The sequence below is a fragment of the Roseibium sediminicola genome (assembly GCF_023156505.1).
GTDB classification, from domain to species: domain Bacteria; phylum Pseudomonadota; class Alphaproteobacteria; order Rhizobiales; family Stappiaceae; genus Roseibium; species Roseibium sediminicola.
In genome coordinates, this window is sequence record NZ_JALNMJ010000017.1 from 1 (window position 1) to 24,750 (window position 24,750).

At 61.2% G+C, this 24,750-nt stretch carries 24 protein-coding genes, 1 pseudogene and 1 riboswitch; of the genes and pseudogenes, 13 read left to right on the top strand and 12 right to left on the bottom strand.

What is annotated here, in order from left to right:
• Positions 1 to 235: 235 nt before the first annotated feature.
• Positions 236 to 1,522, top strand: coding sequence for a hypothetical protein (locus M0H32_RS20745; RefSeq protein WP_248157266.1), 1,287 nt, complete (start codon positions 236 to 238; stop codon positions 1,520 to 1,522).
• A 15-nt stretch (positions 1,523 to 1,537) separates the two neighbouring features.
• Here M0H32_RS20745 and M0H32_RS20750 read toward each other — a convergent pair whose 3' ends face one another.
• From M0H32_RS20750 to M0H32_RS20765, 4 genes and pseudogenes are all read right to left on the bottom strand, one after another.
• Entirely contained in the window at positions 1,538 to 1,975 is a 438-nt protein-coding gene (locus M0H32_RS20750) for a hypothetical protein (RefSeq protein WP_248157268.1), read from the bottom strand.
• Between the two features lie 12 nt (positions 1,976 to 1,987).
• A pseudogene (locus tag M0H32_RS29755) lies at positions 1,988 to 2,200 on the bottom strand (DUF6915 family protein); the annotation flags it as partial.
• Positions 2,201 to 2,380: 180 nt separating this feature from the next.
• On the bottom strand, positions 2,381 to 3,898 hold the full coding sequence (locus M0H32_RS20760; protein WP_248157272.1) for an ABC-F family ATP-binding cassette domain-containing protein: 1,518 nt from the start codon (positions 3,896 to 3,898) through the stop codon (positions 2,381 to 2,383).
• A 402-nt stretch (positions 3,899 to 4,300) separates the two neighbouring features.
• Entirely contained in the window at positions 4,301 to 5,071 is a 771-nt protein-coding gene (locus M0H32_RS20765; RefSeq protein ID WP_248157274.1) for an IclR family transcriptional regulator, read from the bottom strand.
• Between the two features lie 159 nt (positions 5,072 to 5,230).
• On the opposite strand from M0H32_RS20765, the gene M0H32_RS20770 reads away from it, so the two are divergent.
• The 10 genes from M0H32_RS20770 to kce are packed head-to-tail and all read left to right on the top strand — an operon-like array spanning position 5,231 to position 13,851.
• A complete protein-coding gene (locus tag M0H32_RS20770; protein WP_248157276.1) occupies positions 5,231 to 6,070 on the top strand; it encodes a cyclase family protein in 840 nt (279 codons plus the stop codon).
• A gap of 59 nt (positions 6,071 to 6,129) precedes the next feature.
• Positions 6,130 to 6,480 carry a cupin domain-containing protein gene (locus M0H32_RS20775; protein ID WP_248157278.1) on the top strand — a complete coding sequence of 117 codons (351 nt, stop codon included), beginning with the start codon at positions 6,130 to 6,132 and terminating at the stop codon, positions 6,478 to 6,480.
• A complete protein-coding gene (locus M0H32_RS20780) occupies positions 6,477 to 7,277 on the top strand; it encodes an SDR family NAD(P)-dependent oxidoreductase (protein ID WP_248157280.1) in 801 nt (266 codons plus the stop codon). The genes M0H32_RS20775 and M0H32_RS20780 overlap by 4 nt, the downstream gene beginning before the upstream one ends.
• Before the next feature lie 3 nt (positions 7,278 to 7,280).
• Positions 7,281 to 8,204, top strand: a complete 924-nt coding sequence (locus M0H32_RS20785) for a 3-hydroxyacyl-CoA dehydrogenase family protein (protein ID WP_248157282.1) — start codon at positions 7,281 to 7,283, stop codon at positions 8,202 to 8,204.
• Between the two features lie 39 nt (positions 8,205 to 8,243).
• Complete coding sequence (locus M0H32_RS20790) at positions 8,244 to 9,530, top strand: ABC transporter substrate-binding protein (protein ID WP_248157284.1); 1,287 nt, start codon at positions 8,244 to 8,246, stop codon at positions 9,528 to 9,530.
• A gap of 57 nt (positions 9,531 to 9,587) precedes the next feature.
• Positions 9,588 to 10,316 carry an ABC transporter ATP-binding protein gene (locus M0H32_RS20795; RefSeq protein ID WP_248157286.1) on the top strand — a complete coding sequence of 243 codons (729 nt, stop codon included), beginning with the start codon at positions 9,588 to 9,590 and terminating at the stop codon, positions 10,314 to 10,316.
• A complete protein-coding gene (locus M0H32_RS20800; protein ID WP_248157288.1) occupies positions 10,309 to 11,013 on the top strand; it encodes an ABC transporter ATP-binding protein in 705 nt (234 codons plus the stop codon). Before M0H32_RS20795 ends, M0H32_RS20800 begins: the two co-directional genes overlap by 8 nt.
• Position 11,014: 1 nt before the next feature.
• Complete coding sequence (locus M0H32_RS20805; protein WP_248157290.1) at positions 11,015 to 11,878, top strand: branched-chain amino acid ABC transporter permease; 864 nt, start codon at positions 11,015 to 11,017, stop codon at positions 11,876 to 11,878.
• Positions 11,878 to 12,900, top strand: a complete 1,023-nt coding sequence (locus M0H32_RS20810) for a branched-chain amino acid ABC transporter permease (protein ID WP_248157292.1) — start codon at positions 11,878 to 11,880, stop codon at positions 12,898 to 12,900. Before M0H32_RS20805 ends, M0H32_RS20810 begins: the two co-directional genes overlap by 1 nt.
• Before the next feature lie 15 nt (positions 12,901 to 12,915).
• Positions 12,916 to 13,851 carry a 3,5-dioxohexanoate:acetyl-CoA acetone transferase gene (kce, locus tag M0H32_RS20815; RefSeq protein WP_248157293.1) on the top strand — a complete coding sequence of 312 codons (936 nt, stop codon included), beginning with the start codon at positions 12,916 to 12,918 and terminating at the stop codon, positions 13,849 to 13,851.
• Between the two features lie 70 nt (positions 13,852 to 13,921).
• Here kce and M0H32_RS20820 read toward each other — a convergent pair whose 3' ends face one another.
• The 4 genes from M0H32_RS20820 to thiM all read right to left on the bottom strand — a co-directional run bounded on the left by M0H32_RS20820 (position 13,922) and on the right by thiM (position 18,507).
• The gene (locus tag M0H32_RS20820; RefSeq protein ID WP_248157294.1) at positions 13,922 to 15,256 is read right to left on the bottom strand and encodes an OmpP1/FadL family transporter; all 1,335 of its coding nucleotides are present in this window, start codon (positions 15,254 to 15,256) and stop codon (positions 13,922 to 13,924) included.
• Between the two features lie 530 nt (positions 15,257 to 15,786).
• Complete coding sequence (locus M0H32_RS20825; RefSeq protein ID WP_248157295.1) at positions 15,787 to 16,893, bottom strand: TRAP transporter substrate-binding protein; 1,107 nt, start codon at positions 16,891 to 16,893, stop codon at positions 15,787 to 15,789.
• Position 16,894: 1 nt separating this feature from the next.
• Entirely contained in the window at positions 16,895 to 17,701 is an 807-nt protein-coding gene (gene thiD, locus M0H32_RS20830; protein WP_248157296.1) for a bifunctional hydroxymethylpyrimidine kinase/phosphomethylpyrimidine kinase, read from the bottom strand.
• A gap of 32 nt (positions 17,702 to 17,733) precedes the next feature.
• Positions 17,734 to 18,507 carry a hydroxyethylthiazole kinase gene (gene thiM, locus M0H32_RS20835; RefSeq protein WP_248157297.1) on the bottom strand — a complete coding sequence of 258 codons (774 nt, stop codon included), beginning with the start codon at positions 18,505 to 18,507 and terminating at the stop codon, positions 17,734 to 17,736.
• Positions 18,499 to 18,609, bottom strand: a riboswitch (TPP riboswitch). It overlaps the preceding gene by 9 nt.
• Before the next feature lie 130 nt (positions 18,610 to 18,739).
• Between thiM and M0H32_RS20840 the strand changes: the two genes are divergently transcribed.
• Complete coding sequence (locus M0H32_RS20840; protein WP_248157299.1) at positions 18,740 to 18,976, top strand: Lrp/AsnC ligand binding domain-containing protein; 237 nt, start codon at positions 18,740 to 18,742, stop codon at positions 18,974 to 18,976.
• A 29-nt stretch (positions 18,977 to 19,005) separates the two neighbouring features.
• Positions 19,006 to 19,419: a hypothetical protein gene (locus M0H32_RS20845; RefSeq protein WP_248157301.1), complete on the top strand. Its 414-nt coding sequence runs from the start codon at positions 19,006 to 19,008 to the stop codon at positions 19,417 to 19,419.
• A 171-nt stretch (positions 19,420 to 19,590) separates the two neighbouring features.
• Here the strand turns inward: M0H32_RS20845 and M0H32_RS20850 are convergent, their stop codons facing one another.
• The 4 genes from M0H32_RS20850 to M0H32_RS20865 form a co-directional block, all read right to left on the bottom strand.
• Positions 19,591 to 20,592, bottom strand: a complete 1,002-nt coding sequence (locus M0H32_RS20850; protein ID WP_248157303.1) for a DMT family transporter — start codon at positions 20,590 to 20,592, stop codon at positions 19,591 to 19,593.
• A 292-nt stretch (positions 20,593 to 20,884) separates the two neighbouring features.
• Positions 20,885 to 22,144, bottom strand: a complete 1,260-nt coding sequence (gene sbmA, locus M0H32_RS20855; protein WP_248157305.1) for a peptide antibiotic transporter SbmA — start codon at positions 22,142 to 22,144, stop codon at positions 20,885 to 20,887.
• Between the two features lie 39 nt (positions 22,145 to 22,183).
• Entirely contained in the window at positions 22,184 to 22,351 is a 168-nt protein-coding gene (locus tag M0H32_RS20860; RefSeq protein WP_248157306.1) for a hypothetical protein, read from the bottom strand.
• Between the two features lie 23 nt (positions 22,352 to 22,374).
• Positions 22,375 to 24,678, bottom strand: a complete 2,304-nt coding sequence (locus M0H32_RS20865; RefSeq protein WP_248157308.1) for a xanthine dehydrogenase family protein molybdopterin-binding subunit — start codon at positions 24,676 to 24,678, stop codon at positions 22,375 to 22,377.
• Between the last annotated feature and the right edge of the window lie 72 nt (positions 24,679 to 24,750).

Consider the following 24,750-nt stretch of genomic DNA (forward strand, 5'->3'; position numbering starts at 1 on the left):
GCGCAATCGGATACTCAACCCCATGCGAAGCCGAGGAGGCCTTCTTTCGAAACCTAAGCGCCCTTGATAAGGTTGCCTAATCTTTGAAACAAAATCTCTCCGGTAAACCCGGGGCAGTTCAGTATTTCTTTCAACACGACACTTTTCCCGAAGCCGTGTCCATTTGCGCCGTTCCACTGGAAACAAAAGAAAACACGTGACGGCAAGAAGACGCCCTTGTCGCTTTGGTAGTCCGATGAAACATTTTACCGAAGAAACTGTAGTTGATCGAAGTTCTGCCGGCAAACTAGCTGATATCATAACGGTGGCAGCCGAAAGCCTTTCTAAACTGGGAGATGAACCCTCACTTGCTTATGGCGACCTTACCGAATCCCCAGGCGACGGCACTGACGAATATTATGCGAAGGTGCAAGTCGGTGGGAAAAAGGGGGAGCGGACAGCCTATTCCCTATGGGCTGCGGTGTGCTGCTTCGAAGCAAAGGGCGAACAGACAAGTCTTGTGAAACTCAAATCCTGGGATTTCGCCGGCCTATCTGAATCAAGTTCAGTGCTTCACGATTTCCCGGACAAGCAGTTGTTTGAAGACGGAGCAGTCGCCGAACCTCCTATTCTCGCCCAAATGCAAGAAATCATCAGAGAGCTCGAAAAAAGCAACTGGCGAGACCTGTCTGAAAAGGCTTTCTCTTCCAAGAAACTGCCCGGCCTTGGCGTCTATCTGTTTCACGGCGGCATCTGGCTGGTTCGAAGAAGCAACACACCAATGGCCGCGACGACATCGAAACCGAAACGCGCAGGCTTCGGTGCTGAGCTGTGGCATCTGACCAGTGAAGGATCACTTGTTCACTGTGCTCAAGCAGAACTGTCTAGAGATCCCCGAACAAAAGGACTGGGGACCAACGCCGCGACCCCACCCATCGACCTGACGGACATCAACACGGCTGCTGTCGATAGAGTGACCGGCGCGGCAGGAAACTGGCTTTTACCGAGCGAAACGGCGTCATCGACTGCGGAAAGTGAAGCATCGCGAAAAGAGATTGCGCAATTGCTTGAAGAGCTCGCCAACGAGATCAGGCGGTGCACACCAAACCCTGTGACTTACCTCCTGGGAAAGAGCCGTGATGAGCATGCCAGCGCATGCAGTGAGATCCATATGGTTGGCAACAGGTTCAAATCCTCCTTTGGAAGGCGATACAACTGGGATTCCAAAATTAAAGTCAGCGAACATGGAGGCCTCGAGTCCGCACCAGATGTTATTAACGAAATGGGCATACTATTTGATGAGGTATTCAAGCAAAACCGCAAAAATAAGCCAAAGGTGGAATTCAAGGATCTGTTTGCTGCCGCGTTTTCCGCGCCCCTTGAGGATTATGATCAACTGTACCTGAAGGTTACCCCTAAAGAGCTTTTTTTCACGCGCGGGTTCACCCTGTTCAGATTGTTTGAGGGGCACCTCCTGCCGGACCGCGTTCTGAGCGCCGCAGAAATCGAGACCCAGTATTTCTCGCCTGAGCGCGCGGATTAGGCGGACTGACCCGTTTCAGAAATTCGGCGATCTTTGCTCTTCTCCGGGCTCTGCTCTGACTGCCTGAACGACCTCCCTGAGGTCGGGAATACGCCCATACATGGCAAAAATCACTGCTTCGGTAATCCAGCCATAGTCTACGACGCAGGATTCCCCGCTGTTGCGGTCCCTAACCTCCACTGGCGGCCCAAAGACCTGCCGCACAAGATAGAGCCCCATCGAATTCATCAGGATCGAAAGCGTTTTCTCAATGGGTGCGGCGGCGAACCTCGAGGGTAAAAAAAGAAATTCCACAACCTCACTAACCGCAGAGTGCATTGGCTGCGGCAGCGGCTGCGAAATCATCTGCGTGACGCCTTCAATTCCCACCAGCAAGCGGCGCGGCAATGCGGTCGGCAAGTCGTCCAGGTCTATGTGCTCGAACCAGTCATCGACCGTATAGGAAGCGCCCATGTCTTCCTCAAGATGTCTTGCGACGATTCCGGGAATGTCTCCGGATCGTTCGGGAAAAGCCCTTTGAGTTATCGCGGTACCGAGATCGATGTGGTGAAGGACAACACGGTGCCGCCGATCTGCGCACCCCATTTTGGTCGCATCCAGAAACTCATGGATGTGCAGATCGTTTTGCCAGTCACCGTGCTTCCCGGCAGATGATTTTGCATGTCGCCAAGGTCTCATGATTTTCCGTTTTCAACATCAGCCAGAACCTGAACCAGGAACCTTCTTAACCTTCGCCACAAGACAAACAATGTCCATCCAGGCCCACCATAGTCCAGAGCTTTCCTTTTGAGGCAGCGAATGCAACGAGTTTCACGCGGTCAGCCTATCCTGTCCGCGCAACACGTGTCGTGCACCGCCCTACCCCACCCCCATCTCCGCGCTCAGATACGCCTCCGGCCCATCAACCTCCTCAAGCTTCCCGTTCCGGATCCACCAGAACCGGTTGCCGACGTTGCGCAGGAAACTGCGGTCGTGGCTGACAAGGAGGCAGGAGATGTCCTGGTTGATCAGTTCCGACTCCAGCGCCTCCTGGCCTTCAATGTCCAGATGGTTGGTCGGCTCGTCCAGCAGATAGAAATTCGGCTGTTTCAGCCGCAGGACCAGCATGGCCAGCCGGGCCTTCTGCCCGCCCGACAGGGCACCGATCCGGGTTTCCTGCATCTGGATGTTGATACCCGCGCCCGCCAGAACACTCCGCGCCCTTTGGTCGCCTATGTTGAACTGCGAGATGATCATGCCATGCGGCGTGTCGCTGTCATCCAGCTGGCTCAGATGCTGGTCCGAATAGGCGGAGACAATCGAGGGCGCGCATTTCACTTGGCTCTCCTTTCCTGACAACGCCTGCTGGATCGTCCGGATCAGTTGCGTCTTGCCCGTGCCGTTGGTGCCCAGCAATACGATGCGGTCGCCCCGGACAATGAATTTCTTGCCCGTGCGATAAAGAAGCCGTCCGTCGGGCGTTTCCACGGCAATGTCGTCCAGCGTGATCAGCGCCCTGGCGTGGGTGCCGCTGTTTGCCAGCCGGATATCGCCGGCCGAACGCTCGCGATGGACAGGCCTCGCCTCCGCCTCAAGCCTGTCGGCCCGCTCCTTCAGCTGCCTGGTCTTGGTCAGCAAGAGGTCGGAGCCGGAATTGATGCCGACATTCTTGAGCTTCGCGGCCTGCCGCCGGAGCTGCTTCGCCTTGTTCAGGTCGTTGGCCTGCTGCCGTTCGGCCGCCACGTCCTCGTCTTCCAGGACCGCGCGGGCCTTTGTGAACGGCAAGGGAAAGACGCGTGACTGCTCGGGCCGCAGAAACAGGGTCCGGTTCGTTGTCGCGTCCAGAAACGCCCGGTCATGAGAGGTGATGACAATTGGAACATCGCCAGGAAGGGCTGAGAGCCAGTCTTCCAGCAACGCGATGCGATTGAGGTCCAGATGGTTGGTCGGCTCATCCAGAAGCAGCACGTCCGGCTCGGTGATCCAGACCGAGGCCAGCATTGCCGTGCGCTGCCAGCCGCCACTCAGGTCTCGAAGCGGCCGGTGCTGAAGCTCATAGGGCACCTGCAGCTCTCCCAGCACCACGTCGACGCGCCAGGCCTCGAAGTCGGCCTGGTCGGCCGGCAGCGCGCGCAGTACCCAGTCATGGATGGAAAGGTCGAGAGCCTCCGGCGGCACAACCTGTTTGACGAAACCGACGCGCAAGCCCCGCGCCCGGGTGATCTCTCCAAAGGTCGGGTCGAGGTCGCCGGCAAGGCAGGCCAGCAGGGTCGACTTGCCGCGGCCATTGGCGGCCACCAGGCCGATCCGGTCGCCTTTGGAGAGGGTCAGGGACAGGTCGCGAAACAGCGGATCGCCAAGGGTCACGCCCAAGGCATTGATATTGATGACGGTCATGGAAATCTCAGGTCAGGAAAACGGGGCCGCGGAGCGGCTTCAAGGGCAGACCGTCGATGAGAAGTGTCTCAGGTCAGCCCTGCGAACGCATTCACAGGGCGTAGCGGGGACCATGCTGAAGGAGGCGGATGATACGCATGTTCAGCTGATGCCCTCCCGTTGTTTGAATTGACCGTTTCGGCAACCTAGAAAACCGTGCCGCGCCTGGCAAGTCTCAAATGCGTTCGGGGTCCTTCCCCCTTTGGGGGCGTGCGGTCGCAGCACGCGCCGGGACCCACTCGCAGCACCGCGTACCAACGCGTTTGGTGCGTCTTGATGGAGTGCCTTCACTCATACTCTCTGCAAACGAGCAGGCCCCGGACGGCAACCGGCCGCCTCACACCATGACGAGGGCTTTCCTGCTCAAAGAAGCTGCAGAATCGATTTACGGGCCTCGAGCAGCAGATCGACCAGTTTGTCTTTCAGTGCGTCAAACCGGTGCGAGGGCACCGGAACGGAGACGGCATAGATCAGGCCCATCGGGTCCCGAAAGGCGAAGCCAGCCGCGGAGATGCCGTCCGTGTGCTCGTCGAGATCCCATCCGATGCCGGTTTTCCGGACATCCTCGATTTCCTTCAGGAATTCTGACAGCGGCTTGGCGGTCCCGGCATCGGATTTGAACTCCGGCGCGGCGATCGCCACCAGCACATCATCTTCCATCAGGGCCAGCGCCGCCTTGCCATTGGCCGTATCGGTCATCGGAAAGACTTCCCCCACCGCGGACACCGTGCGCAGCCGGTGCGAGCCGACGACCTGATCGACAAAGACCATGTGGTCATCGCGAAACACCGCCAGATCGACGGTTTCCTTCGTCTCTTTGGAAAGCTCGGTCAGGATGGGCCGGACCAGCTCGGCCATGTTGATCCGTCCGGCGGCGGCGAGTGACTGGATCTCCGAGCCCAGCCGCAATCCGCCCTCCGCGGCACTGGCCATCACCAGACGTTCCGCGATCAGCGCATTGACGATCCGCTGTACCGTAGAGCGGGGCAGATGTACGCGGTCCGCGATCTGCCCGAGACTCAGCCCGGAATTGTCCTTCTTGAGAATGCGCAGGATCTCGGCTGCACGGGAGATGACCTGAATGCCCTGGTTCGATTGCGTTTTTCGCTCGATCGTCATGATATCCGCCGCCATCTTCACCCATTTCCCCGGTCGCGCCGCTCAAGCCAATTCGGTTCTGATCAGGCCATATAGGCAAATCCGAACGGTTTGTCGAGAAAGCGCTTGACCGCATTATGATACAATCGTACCGTAAAGCAATACAGCAATGCACTGACCTTGGGAGGAACACACATGTCGGTGACCATTCGCGGGATCGAGTTTCAGGGCAACCTGGACAACGACATGGGCGTGGAGTTCTACAATCTCTCACACCGCTACGGCTTTCAGTGCCCCAACTGGCCTTACTTCCAGGACGTCCAGATCGACCGGAAGCATTACATGGCGAAATCCGGGGTCCTGTCGCAGACGATCACCACCACCATGCATGTCACGACCCATATCGATGCGCCGGCGCATGTGGTTCAGGGCACGCCCTTTATCGACGAGGTGCCGCTGCCGCATTTCTTCGGATCCGGCCTGGTTGTGTCGATCCCGAAGAAGAAATGGGAGCAGATAACCGGCGACGATCTTGAAAAGGCCTGCGGCCATGCCATTCGCAAGAACGATGTCCTGATCATCAACACGGGCTGGCACAAGCAATATGAAGACGGCGACTATTTCGCCTATTGCCCGGGCCTGGTCCCGTCGGCTGCTGACTGGATGGTCGAAAAGGGCATCAAGGTCGTCGGCCATGACACCCAGGCCAACGACCACCCGCTGGCAACCGCCATCGGCCCGCAGCGCAACGGCCCGATCCTGCCGCATCTGGAGGCCGAATATAAGGAATGGTCCGGCGGCCGCGGCTGGGAAGAGGATTTCCCCGAGTGGGAGCCGGTGCACCAGAAGCTTTTCAGCAACGGCATTCTCGGCATTGAAAATGTCGGTGGCGATCTCGACGCCGTCACCGGCAAGCGCTGCACCTTCGCCTTCTTCCCCTGGAACTGGGACCGCGGCGACGGCTGCATCATCCGTCTCGTGGCGATGATCGACAAGGGACAGAAATACCGCATCGAAGCTGGCGAAGGCTTCTGACCTGACCGGCGCCGGCCGCCTCGGCGGCTGGCCCCATGCAAGGAACTGGGAGGAAGCCGATGCATGTCAAACGTTTCGAAGATGCCGAACCCTATGAGGCGCCGAACCACCGGGCGGTGGTCGGATTGCGTCTCCAGGGATTTGAACCGGGCGGCCCGGAAAACCAGTGGGTGGGCCTCAGCCAGTTTCTGCCCGGCGGCGGCGCCGGACCGGATTCGACCCCGTTCGAAAAGGTCTATGTCGTTCTCGAAGGCGAAATGACCGTTGAGACGGGCGGCTCTGAAACCGTCTTGAAGAAATACGACAGCTGCACGATCGCGCCGGGAGAGGTGAGAACCATCGAAAACCGCTCGAACCACACCTGTACCATGCTGGTCGTCATTCCCTACCCGCCGGAGGCAGTCCGATGAAAGACAGTTGGAGCAACCCGCTCGGCCTCTTCGATGTTTCCGGCAAGGTGGCCCTGATCACCGGCGCTTCCGGGGCCTTCGGCGCCGTGGCCGCGAAGGCGCTGGCCGGCGCGGGCTGCAAGCTGGTGCTTGCGGCCGGCAATGCCGACGCCCTGGCGGAGGTGCAAACGGCCTGCGTAGGGCTGGGCGCCGAGGTCGCCGCTCTTGCAATCCGTCCGAGCGACGAAAGCGCCTGCGACCGGCTGGTCGCGCTCGCTGCAGAGCGGTTCGGCGCTCTGGATATCCTGGTCGTCGCGTCCGGAATGAACAAGGTTGCCAAGATCGACGCGCTCACGCCGGCCGATTTCGAAACCGTCATGGATGCCAACGTCACCCAGTCCTGGCTGTTGGCGCGGGCGGCGACAAAGCAGATGAAGACCCAGGAAAACGGTGGCAAGATTGTCCTTGTCTCATCCGCGCGAGGACTTTTAGGGCATCCGGCAGGCTACACCGCCTATTGCGCCTCCAAGTCCGCGGTCGACGGCATTACCAAGGCGCTCGGCTGCGAGCTCGGCGAAGACAGGATCACGGTCAATGCCATAGCGCCGACCGTCTTCCGCTCTCCCCTCACCGCCTGGATGTTCGAGGAGGACGACAAGGCGCGCGGTTTCCGGGACGGTTTCCTCGCCCGTGTCCCGAAAGGACGCCTTGGCGAACCGGAAGACCTGATCGGACCGCTGCTGTTTCTGAGTTCCAGAGCGTCGGATTTCTATACCGGGCATATTCTGTATGCCGATGGCGGCTATACGGCGGGGTGAGGCATGACCGGGAAACTCAACATAACGGTTCTGGGCGCCGGGCTGATGGGACACGGCATTGCCCTGACCTTTGCGCGCGCGGGCCACGGCGTCACGGTTTATGACGCTTTCCCTGCCGGTCTGGAAGTCCTGAAGGACCGCGTTGCCGCCAGCCTTACCGCGATGGGTATTGACGATCGGGAAAGCGCCGAGACCCTGACACGGATCACGCCTGAGGCGGATCTTGCGGTCGCGGTAAAAAATGCTGCGGTCGTCTTTGAAGCCGCGCCCGAGAAACCGGACCTGAAGCGGGCCCTTTTCAAGGAAGTGGAAGCCTCCGCGCCCGAGACCTGCATTCTGGCATCCAACACGTCCGTCATTCCGATCACCACCATCATGTCGGACCTACGGAACAAAGGCCGGGCGCTCGGAACCCACTGGTGGAACCCGCCCCACATGATCCCGCTGGTCGAAGTCATCCGCACGCAATGGACGGATGAGGCGGACCTCGACACGATGGTGAATTTGCTCGCTTCGGTGGGCAAAACGCCTGTTCGGGTGGAAAAGGACGTTGCCGGCTTCATCGGCAACCGGCTGCAGCACGCCATGTGGCGCGAGGCGATCTATCTTGTCGAAAGCGGCGTCTGCACCGCTGAGGCGGTCGATCAGGTGGTCAATGCCAGTTTTGGCCGCAGGCTGTCCGTACTGGGACCGCTTGCCAATGCCGATCTCGTCGGCACCGACCTCACGCTCGACATTCTTGAAAACGTTCTGGCCGATCTGGACAACCGGCCAGCCCCCTCACCCTATCTGCGCAGGCTTGTGGAGGAAGGCAAGCTCGGCATGAAAAGCGGGGAAGGGTTCAGGAGCTGGACGCCGGAGGACATGGAGGATGTCCGCCAGCGCGTGGCGACGCATCTGCGGAGGCTTGAGACGATCCTGAAGTAACAGGCTACGCACCTGACAAGCGCATTGGGAGGAAAAACGATGACGCATCTACGGAAGACAAACGGGATTTCCCGCCGCATGTTTCTGGCCGGCGCATCGGCCGGCCTGGCCGCGCCCGCCATTTTGACCCGCACACGCGCCTATGCGGCCGACCCGGCCATCAGGATCGGTCATGTCAGCCCGCGCACCGGACCTCTGGCCGGCTTCGCGGAAGCCGATGACTATGTCCTGGCGGGCATCCGGGAAGCGCTTGCCAGCGGCATTGAAAACAACGGCAGGACCTATCAGGTCGAGATCATTTCCAAGGACAGCCAGTCCAACCCGAACCGGGCCGCGGAAGTCGCCTCCGAGCTGTTGCTCGGCGACGAGGTTGATATCATTGTCGCCGCCTCCACCCCGGACACCACCAACCCGGTATCGGACCAGGCGGAACTGAACGAGGTTCCCTGCATCACCACCGACTGCCCCTGGCAGCCCTATTTCTTCGGCCGCAATGGCGATCCGGCGACCGGCTTCGACTACACCTACCACTTCTTCTGGGGCCTGGAAGACGTCATCAACGCCTTCCTGGATCTCTGGCAACGAAGCGGCGTGGACAAAAAGGTCGGCGGCCTGTTCCCGAACGACGCCGACGGCAATGCCTGGGGTGACGACATCCACGGCTTTCCGCCCGCACTTGCCGGTCAGGGTTTTGAACTGACCGATCCCGGCCGCTACCAACCCCTGACCGACGATTTCTCATCCCAGATTTCCGCGTTCAAGGAAGCCGGCTGCGACATCGTCACGGGCAACATGATCCCGCCGGATTTCGCGACCTTCTGGGCACAGTCCGCGCAGCAGGGATTTGCGCCCAAGGTGGTCACCATCGGCAAGGCATTGTTGTTCCCGTCCGTCATTGAGTCCCTCGGCGACCGAGGCGACGGCCTGACCTCCGAAATCTGGTGGTCGCCCAACCATCCGTTCTCCTCGTCTCTGACCGGTGTCTCGGCGAAACAGCTGGCGGACGGTTATGTGGCCGCATCGAGTCGCCCCTGGACTCAGCCGATCGGCTTCAAACACGCGCTCTTCGAGGTGACAACGGACGTGATCCGCCGCAGCGCGGATCTCGACGATCCGAACGCGATCCTCGAAGCTATCAAGGGGACGAAACTGTCCACGATTGTCGGTCCGGTGGACTGGAGCAACGGCCCCGTCCGGAACGTGACCAAGACCCCCCTGGTTGCCGGTCAGTGGCAAAAAGGGCCCAATGGGTTCGATCTCGTGATCACTGCAAACCGCAGTGCTCCGTTCATCGCCACCACCGGCGAATTGAAACTCCTGTCCTGACCCGTGGCCGGCGCTCGGCCGATGGGCCGTGCGCCACCACAAGACACGAAGGTCTTCATGACTGCAGTTCTCGAACTCAAGGGCGTTTGCAAAGCCTATGGCGCGGTCACCGTTGCCGAGGACCTGAGCTACCGGCTCGGTACGGGCGAAGCGCTCGGCGTGATCGGGCCGAACGGGGCCGGAAAAACCTCGATGTTCAACCTGATCACCGGCACGATCCGTGCCGACAGCGGCCAGATCCTGCTGAAGGGCGAGGACATCACCCGCCAGTCCGCAGCCCGCCGTTGCCGAAGCGGCATCGCCCGGTCCTTCCAGGTCCCGCAACCCTTTACCGGCATGAGCGTTTTTGAAAACACGCTGGTGGCGGCGATACATGGCACGGCTGGTTCGCTGACCGAGGCCAATGCCCATTGCCTTGAGATCCTTGAGTTGACGGGTTTGATCGACAAGGCCAACGAGCCCGCAGGCAAACTGACGCTGCTCGGCCGCAAACGCCTGGAACTGGCGCGCGCGCTTTGCGCGCGGCCCCGCATCCTGCTTCTGGACGAGATCGCCGGCGGCCTGACCGAAAAGGAATGCCACGCGCTCGTGGCCACCATCAACACCATTCGCAAGACCGGCCTGTCGATCATCTGGATCGAGCATATCGTTCATGCGCTTCTGTCGGTTGTCGACCGGCTGATCGTCATCGATTTCGGCCGCAAGATCGCCGACGGCGCTCCGAAGGAAACCATGGCCAGCCAGGCGGTTCAGGAGATTTACATGGGAGTGGACGCCGATGCCTGACGCGCTGCTCTCAACCAGGGCTCTTGTGGCCCATTACGGCGATTTCCAGGCCCTCTTCGGGGTCTCCATAGATGTTCAGCCAGAGGAAGTCGTTGCGATCATCGGCGCCAACGGTGCCGGCAAGACCACGTTTATGCGCTCGATCACGGGACTGATCCGGAACAGGCCGGAGATGGTTGTCTGGAAGGGCCAGGCCATCGGCGGGCTCAGGGCCGACCAGGTAGCGCATCTCGGCATTGCCATGGTGCCGGAGGGACGGCAACTGTTTCAGTCCCTGTCGGTGGAGGAAAACCTCATCATCGGCGGTCAGATGGGCAGGAAGGGGCCGTGGTCCCTCAAGACCGTCCAGGACCTGTTCCCGATCCTGAAGGAACGCCGCCATGTGCCCGCGACGGCCCTTTCCGGCGGTCAGCAACAGATGGTCGCCATTGGCCGCGCGCTGATGGCGAATCCGGAGATTCTTCTCTTTGATGAAATCAGCCTCGGCCTCGCCCCGATTGTCATCAAGTCGATCTACGAGGCGCTTCCAGCCATCATCGGCGAAGGCATGAGCGCGATCATCGTGGAGCAGGACATTGCCAAGGCGGTGAGCGTTTCGGACCGGGTCTATTGCCTTCAGGAAGGCCGGATCTCGCTGCAAGGCCGGCCGGACGAGCTGACTCGCGAAGCCATCAGCGCCGCCTATTTCGGAGTATAAGATGGACTGGATCAACGCCATCCTACAGGGAATTCTGCTGGGCGGGCTTTATGCGCTTTTCGCCGCCGGCCTGTCGCTGATCTTCGGGGTCATGCGGCTCGTGAACATCGCCCATGGCGACTTCATCGTGCTGGCTGCCTTTCTCGGCCTGACCATCACCACGACACTGGGCCTGTCGCCACTGCTCGCCCTCTGCCTGGTCGTTCCTGTCATGGCCGCAATCGGCTATGGGCTTCAGCGCCTTGTCCTGAACCAGACCCTCGGCGAAGACATTCTTCCCCCACTTCTGGTCACGTTCGGCCTCTCCGTCATCATCCAGAACAGCCTTCTGGAGATCTACAGCGCCGACCCGCAGAAGATGAGCGCCGGCGCTCTGGAAACCGCCAGCCTTGCCCTGCCGGGAGACCTCAATGTCGGTGTCCTGCCGCTGCTGATGTTTGGCGTGGCGGTCGCCGTGATCGCCGGACTGCAATGGGTCTTCTACCGTTCCGCGCTCGGACGCGCCTTCCGCGCGGTCTCCGACAAGCAGGACATCGCCCAGCTCATGGGCCTCAACAAGGCCCATATCTTCGGGCTCGCCATGGCGTTGTCTCTGGCAGTTGTCGGTCTTGCCGGTGTCTTTCTCGGCATCCGCACCAGCTTCGATCCCTCGATCGGCCCCGGCCGGCTGATCTTCGGCTTCGAGGCGGTGATCATCGGTGGTCTCGGCAATCTCTGGGGCACGCTGATCGGGGGCATCATCCTCGGGGTGAGCCAGAACATCGGCGCCCAGATCAATCCGGGCTGGCAATTGCTGGCCGGTCACATCGCCTTCCTCATCGTTCTTGCCGTCCGCCCGCGCGGCCTGTTCCCGAGGATTGACTGATGACGACGTTGCCGAACACCTATGCCATTTCCCGCTCCTCAAGGGCGAGCCGGATCGCAGCCGTTGCGGGCACGCTGGTGCTCGCCCTTTTGATCGCGGCCCCCTGGTGGGCGGGACGCGCCGATATGCGGCTTCTCAGCGAGATGTTCCTCTACCTGTCGCTCGCCTGCCTCTGGAACCTTCTGGCCGGCTATGCGGGGCTGGTCTCCGTCGGCCAGCAGGCCTTTGTCGGTTTCGGCGGGTACATGCTGTTTGCGCTGGCAATCTTTGCCGGTCTGTCTCCGCTCGCCGCGATCCCGCTCGCGGGGCTTTTGGGTGCCATTGTCGCCGTGCCGGTCGCCCTTTTGATCTTCCGCCTGCGCGGTGCCTATTTCGCCATCGGTACCTGGGTGATTGCCGAGGTCTTCCGCCTGTCCTTCGCGCAGGTTTCGGCGCTCGGCGGCGGCTCCGGCACCAGCCTGCCCGTCGCAATCGTCCGGGCGATGGCCTCCAGCCGCTCCATGCGCGAGGCAACCACCTACTGGCTTGCGCTTGCCATGGCCGTGATCGTGCTGGCGGTGATCTATCTGCTGCTGCGATCCCGGAACGGCCTCGCCCTGACCGCGATCCGGGACAGCGAGCTGGCCGCGCAAAGCTTCGGCATCGACATCTGGCGCAACAAGTTCGTTGTTTACGTCCTCACCGCCGGCCTCACCGCGATGACGGGTGCCCTGATCTTTCTGCAAAAGCTGCGGATCTCTCCGGATGCCGCCTTCAGCGTCAACGACTGGACGGCCTTTGTGATCTTCATCGTGGTGATCGGCGGCATCGGCACCCTGGAAGGCCCGATCATCGGCGTGATCGTGTTTTTCCTGCTGCGCGAAACCCTCTCGGATCTCGGCACGACCTATCTGCTGATCCTCGGCGTGGTGGCGATCGCCGTGATGCTGAAGGCCCCCAAAGGGCTCTGGGGAACGCTCAAGGAGCGGACCGGGCTGGAACTGTTCCCGCTGGCACGGCGGGTGGTGAAAAAGAAAAACTGACATCGGGAGGCGGCCATGGCCCGCACACGCAACAAGACCATCATCACCTGCGCGGTCACGGGGGCCATTCATACGCCCACCATGTCGGACGCCTTGCCCTATACCTATGACGACATCGCGCGCCAGGCGGTCGAAGCCGCCGAGGCCGGTGCCTCGATCCTGCATCTGCATGCCCGCAACAACGAGACCGGAGCGCCGTCGGTGGACCCAAACGACTTCGCTCCGTTTCTGCCGCGCATCAAGCAGGCAAGCGACGCGGTTATCAACATTTCCACCGGCGGCTCGCTGACCCTGTCGATCCAGGACCGGATCCGGCCGGCGGCCACCTTCAGCGCCGAAATGTGCTCCATGAACATGGGCAGCATGAACTTTTCCTTCCATCCGCTGGCCAAGCGCTACGACAGCTGGAAATTCGACTGGGAAAAGGACTATGTCGCCAAGTCCGACGGCAACATCTTCCGAAACACCTTCCGGGACATTCGCGAGGCGGCCGAGATCCTGGCGCCGCATGACATCAAGTTCGAACACGAATGCTACGATGTCGGCCACCTCTACAATCTGAAATTCTGCATGGACTCGGGATTGTTCAAGGCCCCGGTTTTCATCCAGTTCGTCATGGGCATCCTGGGCGGGATCGGGGCGGACATCGACAATCTGGTATTCATGAAAAAGACCGCCGACAAACTCTTCGGCAACACCTACCGCTGGTCGGTCCTGGCGGCCGGCAATGCCCAGATCCCTCTGGCGACAACCGCCAGCCAGATGGGCGGCAATGTCAGGGTCGGCCTCGAGGACAGCCTGTTCATCAGGCGGGGGCAACTGGCGGAGTCCAACGCCCAGCAGGTCGCCAAGATCCGCCGGATCGTCGAAGAGCTCGGCAGCGAGGTCGCAACGCCCGACGAGGCCCGGGAGATCCTCGATCTGAAGGGCGCCGACCGCGTCGCGTTTTAGACGGTGGTGCCGACACAAAAGGCCGGGGCGTTGCCCCGGCCTCATCGTTACATTTTCTCAGCGGTTTTCCTCAGAACGTATAGCGCAGCGACGCCGAGATGATGTCGACATGGCTGTCGGCGCTGCCGGTGAAGGTGCCGATATTCGAGTTGTAGTCGTGGTGGTTGCCGGAAATATTGATGTCCGCATCTTCGGAAATGATGTGCGTGTAACCGAGATCCAGCGACAGGTGCTCGTTGACGTTCACGCTGCCGCCGGCGGACAGCCACCAACGATTGGTGTCCGGAATTCGGGTCGACCGGTTGGCGTCGTCGACCGGAGAGATTTCATAGGCAAGTCCTGCGCGCAGGGTGACCATGTCGTTCCAGTCATATTCGCCACCAAGGGCGAAGAACCAGCCGTCATTATACTGGAACTTGAGCGTCGGCGTACCGGTCGGGTTGGTAGTGGCGCCGCTTGTGGTCGTGGTCGCGACCGTGTCGAGGCGGCTCCAGTTGGTCCATTCGACCGTACCGGCCAGCTTGAACTTCTTGCCGATCTTCTGTGAGGCACTCAGCGTGACGGATTCCGGGGTCACGAAGGTGGCGTCGATGCCGGTGCGGCTGCCGCCGGCGCCACCGGCAACGGCGACAATGCTCGGGTTGATATAGTGGCCTTCCAGACCGACCGCCGTGGCGGAGCGGAAGCCCAGGCCGATTTCCGTGCCTTCCATCGGCTTCACGGTGATACCGGCCGTTGCGCCGTAGCCGAAGCCGCCACCCTTGAGTTCCGTGGTCGCACCCGTCGCATTCAGTGCGTAAGCAGACTTCAGGCTCACCTTCATGTACTGGATCTGCGCGCCGAGGCCGATCGAGATCATGTCATTGACCTGATAGGCAACGGTCGGATTGACATTGACCGAAAAGACCTCTGAACTGCGCGAATAATACTGCCCCGCCCAGTTGTTTTCGGGCTTCGTGCTCAGGCCGAACGGCGTGTTGACGGCCAGACCGAAGACCAGGTCCTCGTTGAAGCGATAGGCTGTGTAGGTCGAGGGTATCCAGGCGTCCGATCCGATATCGCCGCTGCTGCCGCTTGCCGCGGTGATGCCCGGTCCGCCAAAGGCGGCCGGAACGGCCGCGACACCTTGCGGCGTGTAGTCGCCGGTGATGTTCGAATTCGGAATGATGAACGAGGAGTGGCTTTCGAATGTGATCCCGTTCTTGGCACCCGTAAGGGTGGCCGGGTTCCAGAACATCGACGAAATGCTGTCCCCTGTCGTGCCGTTGCCCGCAAAGGACATGCCTTGGTAGTAAGCGCTCTGCTCGCGAAGCGCGAAGCCACCCGCATGCGCCGCCCCTGCAACCATGGAGAGTGCGATCGCGGTCGATGCGAATAGAACCGACTTGTTATTTGCCCACGTCATAGTGTTTCCTCCCGTCCCCTCCCGCAGGGACCTTCATGACAACTGGTGACAGGTTTTTCGGAGAAGGAGGCCGGTTTCAACACAATAATGGCCCGACATTTGCGGCAGAAACATCATGCTGCAGCGCAAAATATGATGTGTTCCTCCCTAAGGTTTCTGCGCTTAAGCTCTCAAATGTCAGATTTCGTAACATTTATGGACTGTTCGTCACAGCTTCGACACACGCTCACACGATTGCACAAAAAATAGGCATCAGAATTCGAGGTTTCCGATAACGTCAATTAGCTGCTCGACGTTGCGGCTTTGCCACACGTGTCCCAAGGGAATGGGTTGAATTTGTTGGACAAATTTGAGCTACCTGATCAGTAAAACTGACATTGACTCGATATAGACACATGCCGCGATCAGGAAGCTGAAGGTGCGCCCGGCCGGCATGTCCCCGCGCAAATCAGGGACATTTCGGACGGGTGTTCCCGGAGAGAGGAGTTTTCGATTGCTTTGCCCCGCGCCGGCCCGAAGGCCTGCACATGTCAGCCGTCACGCGCCGCCATGAACCGGCGCATGGCAACATCGCTCCAGGGCGCCAGCCGCGCGCGTGCCGCCTGATGGCTATCATAGATGCGTTTGGCCAGCGGATCCTTTTCCGCTGTTTCGGCCAGCACCTCGGCCGACGTCTGCCGCAGCGCTGCCAGGACTTCGTCGGGATAAGGCAACACAGTGACACCGTCCGCCTCCTGCAGCAGCTGGAGGGATCCGGCATTCTCCCAGTCACTTTCGGCAAGTGCCCGGCCGTTCTCCGCCTTGCAGGCCTCCAGCACAATCGCGCGCAGATCTTCAGGCAGGCTGTCGAGAGCCGCCTTGTTGAACAGTGCCTCGCCCGTGCCGTTGGGCTCATGAAAACCCGGTGAATAATAGGTCTTGGCAACCTTGTGAAAGCCCATGGCCCGATCCGACCAGGGGCCAAGGAACTCCGTCGCGTCCAGTACCCCACTCTGCAAGGCCTGGAAAAGTTCGCCCGGCGGCAGGCTGACCGGGGTCGCCCCCAGACGCCGCATGACCTCGCCGCCAAGCCCCGGCATGCGGATCTTGAGACCGGTCAGGTCGTCAAGACCGGTGATCTCGCGCTTGTACCAGCCGCCCATCTGGACACCGGTGTTGCCCGCCATCACCGGTTTCAGGCCGAAGGGCGCATAAAGCTCGTCCCACAGCGCCTGCCCGCCGCCCTGCTCGATCCAGGTGATGTGCTCATGCGGCAAGAGACCAAAGGGAATGGCGGTGAAATAGACCGACGCCGGGATCTTGCCTTGCCAGAAGAACGAGGCCGTATGTGCCATTTGAGCCGTCCCGGCAGAGACCGCGTCAAAGACACCGAGCGCGGGCACCAGTTCTCCGGCGGCGAACAGGCGGATGGTCAAGCGGCCTCCGGACATCACCTGGATCCGGTCGGCAATCCGCTGCGCAGTCACGCCGGGTCCCGGCAGGTTTTTCGGCCAGGAGGTGACCAGTTTCCACTCGAGCGTCCCCTGCCCCTGAGCGATCGCGGGCGCAGCCAGAGCGCTGGAGCCCATTGCAATGGAAGCTCCCAGAACAGCGCGGCGGTTGACGTTCTGCAGTCGGCCGGTCTTGTCGGTGCTCATCTCATTCACTCCAAAACGCGTGGAAATGGTGGACAGGCCCGTGTCCCTGCCCGATTTCGAGCCGGTCGGCTGCGCTAATGGCCGCCTGGATGTAGGTCTTGGCCGCCTGGACCGCCTGCTGCAGCGTCTGCCCCTTTGCCAGGCTTGCCGCGATGGTGGAGGACAGGGTGCAGCCGGTGCCATGGGTGTTGTTCGTGGCGATCCGCGTGTCCCGGAGCCAGAGGGCATTGCCGTCGGCATCAAGGTAGAGGTCGGTGCTTTCCGCACTGTCGCCATGACCGCCCTTGAGCAGAACGGCCTTTGCCCCGAGTCCGAGCAGCCGCTCTGCCTGCGCATGCATCTCCGCCTCGCCGGCCGCGACGGAACACTGCAGCATGCGTGCGGCCTCATGCAGGTTGGGCGTAATGATATCCGCGAGCGGCAGCAGTGCCGACATCAGCGTGTCGACGGCGCTGTCGGCCAGGAGCGGATCTCCGGAAGCAGCAACCATAACCGGGTCCAGCACGATGGGACCGGTGTCATGCGCCTTCAGGCCCGCGGCGACCGCCTCGATGGTGTCGACACGCGACAGCATGCCGATCTTGGTCGCGGTGACGGCAAGATCCGAATAGACCGCATCCATCTGCGCGCGCACGAAGTCCGGCGGCACGTCGTGAATGGCCGTGACGCCAAGCGTGTTCTGCGCCGTCAGCGCCGTCAGCACGCTGGCACCATAGACGCCGTTTGCGGAAAAGGCTTTCAGATCGGCCTGAATGCCGGCGCCGCCGCCGGAATCCGACCCTGCAATGGTCACCGCGATTGCGGTCATGGGCTTCTCCTGAATTGGTTGAGAAGGTGGGGTCAGGCCGTTTTCAGCCGGATCTCGATGTCCCGCAGGCTGAGACCGTAAAGCGCGTCGAGCAGCTCCGGCACAAAGGTGCCCGGGCCGCCCGCGCGCTCGGCCGCGATCTCGCCGGCAATGTTGAAGACGGAAAGACCGGTGGCGGCCGCCAGGGCCCTGTCGCTCTCGACGGCGGCAAAGGCTGCCAGCACCGCGCCACCTGCGCAACCGGTCGCTGTCACCCGGCTCATCAGCGCATGCCCGTTGAGCAGCCGGAAATCCTCGCCAAGGCTTTCAACCTTGTCTTCCTGGCCCGTGACGGCCAGCACCGTGCCGCCGGCGATCAGCGCATCGGCTTCCGCCCGGCCCTGGAAGAGCGCATCCAGCTCGGCACCGTTCAGTCGGACCACGTCCGGCATGATACCGAGCAGCTCGCGCGCAAAGAGACGTCGCGGCTTGGAGCGGTCAATGAACACCGGATCGAGGCAGACGGGACGGCCCGCCTCTTGCGCGGCTGCAACGGCCAGCGGAATTGCCTGGCGCCGGGTCTCGTCCAGAGTGCCCAGATTGACCAGCAGCGCATCCGCGCTCGCGGCGAAACCGGCAACTTCCTCCGGCGCCAGCGTCATTGACGGCACGGCGCCGAGCGCCAGCAGAACATTGGCGGTAAAGGTCTGGGCAACGGCATTCGTGATGGCGTGAACGCGCGGTGATTTCCGCCGGACCCGCTCCAGCAGCGCAAAAACCGTTTCGGGCGGCAGGCCCTGTGTGGCGGCAGCAATGGAAAGTGTCATGATCTCAAATCCCTCCGCCGGTATCATCCGGATCAGGTTCAAGGAGTTGGCGGGCCGCCTCTCAGCCCGGACCGGAATGGCCGGGCACCCCCATGAGATGCCTGCACGGTTAACAAGCCGGACAGATGAATGCAAGTCCCGGCCCGGAGGCCGGTCTCGGCGATTGACTGATGCGGCCAGATGGGCGATGTCCTTGGGCACATATTGAAACGCGCACGCGCCGGAGTACCGCATGACCCCGTTTTTCGTGATGATCAAATGCCAGCTGGGCAAGACGTATCAGGTCGCAAATGCGATCGCAGACGCGGAGATTGCCTCCGAGGTCTACTCCACAAGCGGCGACTATGATCTTCTGGTCAAGTTCTACATTGAGGACGGCGCCGATATCGGCCATTTCGTCAATCAGAAGGTCCATCCGATCGACGGCATCCAGGACACCAAGACGATTATCACCTTCAAGGCTTTTTGAGTTTCCCGTGTTTCCCGAAAGGACCTGTCATGCAGTTTCTGAAAACAACAGCCGTATGCCTCGGCCTTGCCGTCACCCCGCTGGCGATCAGCGCACCGGCTTCCGCCCAGGGCATGCCGCCGGAACAGATCAAGCAGATCCTGGATCTCACCAAGGCCAACTGGGTCGCCTTCCGTGACTGGCAGGGCCAGGAGCTGATCTATTTCACCCACCTGGAATCCTGGAAATGCGGCATTGACTACGTTTTCTACGGTCTCAACGACGGTCCGATCGACCAGGAATGGCAGCTGGATGCCTGCGATCCGGACAACCCCAACGTGGTCCTGAAGGACAAGCCCTATATCGAGCTTCCTCTCGGGTCGGCCCAGTCCATCAGCGTCCAGCTGATCTTCCCGGACGGCACCAAGAGCCAGGTGGAGCGGTTCGAATACAAGCCGCAGTGAGGCGGCGGATACCCCCTTTTGCTCTCCGTCGTCATCCCGGCCAAGCGAAGCGCGAGCCGGGACCGGGGAGCTCCTGTTGTTTTGCTTGCAACCTAAAGACCGCACGGGCTCCCCGATCCCGGCTCTTCGCGTTGCTTCGGCCGGGATGACGACGGTAAGGGCTTTTGGCTTCTAAGACCGCGACGGCGACGAGGCCCGGCGGGATTTGGTGCGGTCGAGGCCAAGCTTGTGTTCGCGGTAGATGACGAAGATCCCCGCCGCAATCACGATCAGGGCGCCGATCACCACCGCCGGCACCGGAACCTCGGAAAACACGACAAAGCCGACAATGATCGCCCAGAGCATGTTGACATAGTCGAACGGCGCGATGGTCGAGGCGTCCGCGAAACGATAGCTCTGGGTCAGGAGGATCTGGCCGACACCGCCGGCAAGGCCGATCAGCACCAGCAAGCCGCTCGTCGCAAGATCCGGCCAGATCCAGGCCTGTCCCGGCAGAAAGAACCCGAGTGGCAGGGTCAGCAGCGACAACAGGGTCGCGGAGCCGGCGAACCAGGTGACAATGGTCGAGGTCCGTTCCGTCTCGCAGAGCTTGCGCACCGTGATCATGGCAAGCGCGGCAAAGCTGGCCCCGGTCAGACCGATCAGCGCGCCGAAAGTCGACGGCCCGTCGAAATGCGCGTCGCCCAGATGCGGCGACAGCACCACGAGAATGCCGACGAAGCCGACACCGACGGCGCTCCAGCGATAGATCCGCACCGTTTCCCCGAGAAGGAAGAACGCCAGAACGACGACGAAGAGCGGCGTGGCAAAGCCGATCGCGGTGGCATCGGGCAGCGGCAGCAGGGAGAACGCGGTGAAGCTGCAGACCATGGCGGTGAGGCCGACGGTGGCGCGGGTCAGGTGCCCTCTCGGATTGTGCGTCTTGAAGGCAAGGCCCAACTCGCCGCGCAGACCCACCATAAGCAGCACGGGAAACAGGCCGAAGAAATTGCGGGCGAACACCAGCTCTCCGATCGGCACGGTTTCCGCCGCGATCTTCAGCGCGGCCGCCATGACGAAGAACACCAGCGTCGAGGCCACCTTCAGCGAAATGCCCAGGAGCGGTGCTTGCCGGGTCATGCCCGCCGGTGCCGGCGGACCGGAAAGACGGGATTTCGAGGTGGAAACGGTCATCGCAGGGCTTTCACGTGCCGGATGGCATGGCAGGAGGGCACAGGTAGCATTGAGGGTACAGGATCACGCCAACAGCTGACATTCCAGCCAACATGCAGGATGTCAGCCCTGAACAGCCGAAAAAGAGGCGGGATACTGATCGGTCGGGACCGGCAGTATCTCGCGATGGGCCCGGCATTGCAATCGCGTTCACCATCCAACCGGTGCCTTCAGGCGCACGGCAGCCAAGCGGCAACCAGCGGTGCCTAAGCCGTCCCTGAACGCCCTCGCCAACGGCCAGCCCCGCCTTTTATCAGAGCTTCGCTTCCTGGGCTTCCAGCATGGCCGCAAGTTCCTCGGGCGACATGTTTTCCCGCTCGGCGATGGAAACCTCGAACCCCTTCAGACGTTTGTAGATCGACAACAGCTCGATAATGGTCGACCAGGAATTCACCAGATACTGGAACGAGTTCGAGACCTGACCGAAAGCCGTCAGGATCTGCTGCACGATGCCGTAGGTGATGGTGCCGGCCACGATGGTCGGAACGAGGATGAAATAAGTGAACAGGTTGTCCGCCTGAATGTAGAACCCCCGGGCGAGGTTGAAATAGAGATAGTGGAAATAGAGCCGGAAATAGTTCCGGCGCACATTGCCGAAGAGCTCGGTCAGAGTGAGCGGCTGCGCTCTGTGCTCATGATCCTCGCCATAGACCAGTTCCTTGCGGTAAGCCGCCTCAACGCGCTGGTTATGGAACTCCAGACCGGGAAGCTTGATGCCGACAACCGCCAGCAGCACGGTTCCGAACAGGGACCAGAGGATTGCCGCGGTGAACAGCGGCGCCGGAATTGCCCCAACGATCGGCAGTGTCTCGACATAGCTTGAGAGGGCAAACAGCACCGGCAGGAAGGCAATCAGGGTCATGACCGCGTCGATCATGGAAACGCCCAGCCCTTCCATGATGGACGCAAAGCGCATGGTGTCTTCCTGGATACGCTGGGAGGCGCCCTCGATGTGTCGGACGTTTTTCCACTTCTCGACATAGTAATCGTTCATCGCGGTGCGCCAGCGAAAAATATAGTGGCTGACGAAAAACCGGTTCAGCACGAACATCCCCATGGACAGGGTGGCGATCTGGGCGAACATCAGCATCAGGACATAGAAGTCGTTGGCAACAACGCCTTTGTCGCCCTCAAGCGCGTTCTGCAGCGTGTCGCCGAATGGCCGGCGCCAATTGTTGATCGCCACCGAAACCTGGACCGAAAAATAGGTCATGAAGATGATCAGCGAGGATCCCCAGACCGACCAGAGATGCCAGCGGTGATCCCGTGAAAAGACCCACCAGAAGCCCCCGAAACAAATCGTGAAAAAGGCGTAGTAGGTATAGAACCACAGGAAGCTCGGCGTGATGAAATAACGCAGATCAATCGGCGGCGGCCCTTCCGGATCGGTTCCAAAGCCGAGAGTCGCACCAAGCTCGTTGGCAAAGCCGTACCAGATCAAGACGGCTGCCAGTGCCCAGGCGGCGGCGGACAGGAAGAACAGCTTGGGTTTCGGGAAGAAGGATTGAAACACAGGTTTATTCCTGATTCTGCGATTGATGGAAAAACGCGCTTAAAAGGTAATAACGCAAGCGCGGTTCAAGACCAGCCGAAACAGCTCGAAACCGGTACAAAACGGTGCACAGGAGGCCCACAGGCCGCCAAATCCGGCAAAAGCTTTGCGTATTGGCGGGTCTCCAGACAGCACATGGGTCAAAGGCAACAAAAAGAGGCGTTCCATTGAACGCCTCTCCTTTTACCCCGCTATGCCTGTTTCGCCTTCTGGATCGCTTCCCAGACCCGGATCGGCGTGGCCGGCATGTCGATCAGTTCGCTCACTCCGGCGCCGTCCTTCAGTGCCATCTGAACCGCGTTCATCACCGCCGCACAGCCACCGATCGTGCCGGCCTCGCCCGCGCCCTTGATGCCCATGGCATTGGTGGTGGAGGGAATGTTGCGGGTCTCGAAATGAATGTCGGGCATGTCGGCGGCCCGAAGCAGGCGGTAGTCGAGCAGCGAGGCAGTCAGCAGCTGGCCGTCCTCGTCATAGACCGTCTGCTCGCACAGCGCCTGGCTGATCGCCGAAGCCGCGCCGCCATGAACCTGGCCGGCCAGGAGCAGCGGGTTCACGGTAACGCCAAAATCGTCGACGATCACGTAATTGGTGAGATCGACATCGCCGGTCTCCGGATCGACTTCGACCTCGCAGACGTGGGTGCCGTTCGGATAGGTGTTTTCGGTCTGCTTGACCTCTTCGCTAGCCGACAGGGTCTCGCCCGCACCGGCAACGATTTCCGCCAGCGTGACCTGCTGATCGGTGCCGACGACGCGCACCAGGCCGCTGTCCAGTTCCAGATCCTCAATCCCCGCCTCGAGCCGGTCGGCGGCCAGTTCCTTGACCTTCTTGACCAGCGTCCTTCCGGCCTCGCGCACGGACGGCAGGCCGATCGGGATCGAGCGGGAACCGCCCGTGCCGCCGCCCTTCCTGACCCGGTCTGTGTCGCCCTGGATGACCTCGACCTCCTCGATGGTCACACCGAATGCTTCGGCCACCACCTGGCTGTAGGCCGTCGCATGGCCCTGGCCGTTGGTCTGGGTGCCGATCAGCAGGGTCAGGCTGCCCTTGCCGTCGAGTTCAAGCGTTGCCTCTTCGCTGCCGGCAAAGGCGCAGGCCTCGATATAGGAACAGATACCGATGCCGCGGTATTTGCCTTCCGCCGCGCTTTGATCCTGGCGCGCCTTGAAGCCGGCCCAATCGGCCACGTCCAACGCCTTGTCGAGATGTCCGGAGAACTCGCCGGTGTCATACATGCGGCCGGTCTGGGTTGTGTAGGGCAGTTGCTCCGGCGCGATGAAATTGCGCTTGCGGATCTCGACCGGTCCAAGCCCGGTTTCCTCCCCCGCCTTGTCGATCAGCCGCTCGATCAGATAGGCGGCTTCCGGCCGGCCGGCGCCGCGGAAGGCATCCAGCGGCACGGTGTGCATGTAAACGCCCTCGACCTTGGCGAAGACCGCCGGAATGTCATAGAGGCCGGAGGACATCGAAGTGCCGACAAAGGGAATGAACGGACCGAACTGATGCAGATAGGCGCCCATGGCGGCTTTGACATGGACCTTCAGGCCGAGAATGCGGTTGTCAGCGTCGAGCGCCAGTTCCGCATGGCTGAGATTGTCGCGGCCATGCGCGTCGGTGACAAAATGCTCCATGCGTTCGCCCGCCCAGCGCACCGGCCGGCCCAGCTCCTTGGCCGCGATCATCGCCAGAGGATATTCCCGGTAGCAGAACATCTTGGTGCCGAAGCCCCCGCCGACCTCCGGCGTGATCACCTGGAGCTTGTCCTGCTCCAGGCCCAGAATGCTGCAGATGACGCCACGCAGACCATGGCCGCCCTGCGTGCCGAGCGTCAGCTTGAAACGCTCGTTTCCGGCGTTGAACTCGGCGACACAGCCGCGCAGCTCCATGTAATTGGCGACGATCCGGTTGTTGACGACATCGATGGAAACGGTTCTGGCGGCCTTGGCGAAGGCCTCGTCGGTCTTGGCCTGGTCGCCCTGGCCATAGGTGAAGGCGACATTGGTGCCGAAGTCAGGCCAGACCTTCACCGCATCATCGGCGAGCGCGTTCTCAATGCCGATCACCGTGTCGAGCGGTTCGTAATCCACCTCGAGCATTTCCGCCGCGTTCCGGGCCGCATGAAGATCGTCGGCGACAATGAAGGCAATCGCGTCGCCGACATAACGGACTTCGTCCGAACACAGCACCGGCTGATCGGGCACCTTCATGGGCGCACCGTCGATCTGCGGTGGACGGGCCTGGCACGGCATGGTCTTGCCGGCCAGCTCCGCGCCGGTCAACACCAGTTGCACACCGTCCATCTCGCGAATGTCGTCGACATTTTCCAGGCTGATTTTTGCATGTGCCATGGCCGATCGGACCACAACCCCGTGCAGACACCCCTCCGGCATGTAATCCGCCGTGTAGATGCCCTTGCCCGTGATGAGCGCTTGATCTTCCTTGCGGCGCAAAGGTGCGCCGACACCGAATTTCGGAGTGACCATCTGGTTCATGAAACTGGACCTGCTTGTTTGGGAAGAAAATCCCGAGACTCTCTCACGTGCCGCAAACGAACCTGAGTTGAG

Coding starts and splice junctions, on each gene's coding strand:
- M0H32_RS20780 (WP_248157280.1), top strand. CDS start 6,477: ATGAAAGACAGTTGGAGCAACCCGCTCGGCCTCTTCGATGTTTCCGGC.
- M0H32_RS20845 (WP_248157301.1), top strand. CDS start 19,006: ATGCAGTTTCTGAAAACAACAGCCGTATGCCTCGGCCTTGCCGTCACC.
- M0H32_RS20825 (WP_248157295.1), bottom strand. CDS start 16,893: ATGAGCACCGACAAGACCGGCCGACTGCAGAACGTCAACCGCCGCGCT.
- thiD (WP_248157296.1), bottom strand. CDS start 17,701: ATGACCGCAATCGCGGTGACCATTGCAGGGTCGGATTCCGGCGGCGGC.
- M0H32_RS20820 (WP_248157294.1), bottom strand. CDS start 15,256: ATGACGTGGGCAAATAACAAGTCGGTTCTATTCGCATCGACCGCGATC.
- M0H32_RS20860 (WP_248157306.1), bottom strand. CDS start 22,351: ATGGAACGCCTCTTTTTGTTGCCTTTGACCCATGTGCTGTCTGGAGAC.
- M0H32_RS20750 (WP_248157268.1), bottom strand. CDS start 1,975: ATGGGCGCTTCCTATACGGTCGATGACTGGTTCGAGCACATAGACCTG.
- M0H32_RS20805 (WP_248157290.1), top strand. CDS start 11,015: ATGGACTGGATCAACGCCATCCTACAGGGAATTCTGCTGGGCGGGCTT.
- M0H32_RS20790 (WP_248157284.1), top strand. CDS start 8,244: ATGACGCATCTACGGAAGACAAACGGGATTTCCCGCCGCATGTTTCTG.
- M0H32_RS20775 (WP_248157278.1), top strand. CDS start 6,130: ATGCATGTCAAACGTTTCGAAGATGCCGAACCCTATGAGGCGCCGAAC.
- kce (WP_248157293.1), top strand. CDS start 12,916: ATGGCCCGCACACGCAACAAGACCATCATCACCTGCGCGGTCACGGGG.
- M0H32_RS20810 (WP_248157292.1), top strand. CDS start 11,878: ATGACGACGTTGCCGAACACCTATGCCATTTCCCGCTCCTCAAGGGCG.
- M0H32_RS20745 (WP_248157266.1), top strand. CDS start 236: ATGAAACATTTTACCGAAGAAACTGTAGTTGATCGAAGTTCTGCCGGC.
- M0H32_RS20785 (WP_248157282.1), top strand. CDS start 7,281: ATGACCGGGAAACTCAACATAACGGTTCTGGGCGCCGGGCTGATGGGA.
- M0H32_RS20760 (WP_248157272.1), bottom strand. CDS start 3,898: ATGACCGTCATCAATATCAATGCCTTGGGCGTGACCCTTGGCGATCCG.
- M0H32_RS20800 (WP_248157288.1), top strand. CDS start 10,309: ATGCCTGACGCGCTGCTCTCAACCAGGGCTCTTGTGGCCCATTACGGC.
- M0H32_RS20770 (WP_248157276.1), top strand. CDS start 5,231: ATGTCGGTGACCATTCGCGGGATCGAGTTTCAGGGCAACCTGGACAAC.
- M0H32_RS20765 (WP_248157274.1), bottom strand. CDS start 5,071: ATGGCGGCGGATATCATGACGATCGAGCGAAAAACGCAATCGAACCAG.
- thiM (WP_248157297.1), bottom strand. CDS start 18,507: ATGACACTTTCCATTGCTGCCGCCACACAGGGCCTGCCGCCCGAAACG.
- M0H32_RS20840 (WP_248157299.1), top strand. CDS start 18,740: ATGACCCCGTTTTTCGTGATGATCAAATGCCAGCTGGGCAAGACGTAT.
- M0H32_RS20795 (WP_248157286.1), top strand. CDS start 9,588: ATGACTGCAGTTCTCGAACTCAAGGGCGTTTGCAAAGCCTATGGCGCG.
- M0H32_RS20865 (WP_248157308.1), bottom strand. CDS start 24,678: ATGAACCAGATGGTCACTCCGAAATTCGGTGTCGGCGCACCTTTGCGC.
- M0H32_RS20850 (WP_248157303.1), bottom strand. CDS start 20,592: ATGACCGTTTCCACCTCGAAATCCCGTCTTTCCGGTCCGCCGGCACCG.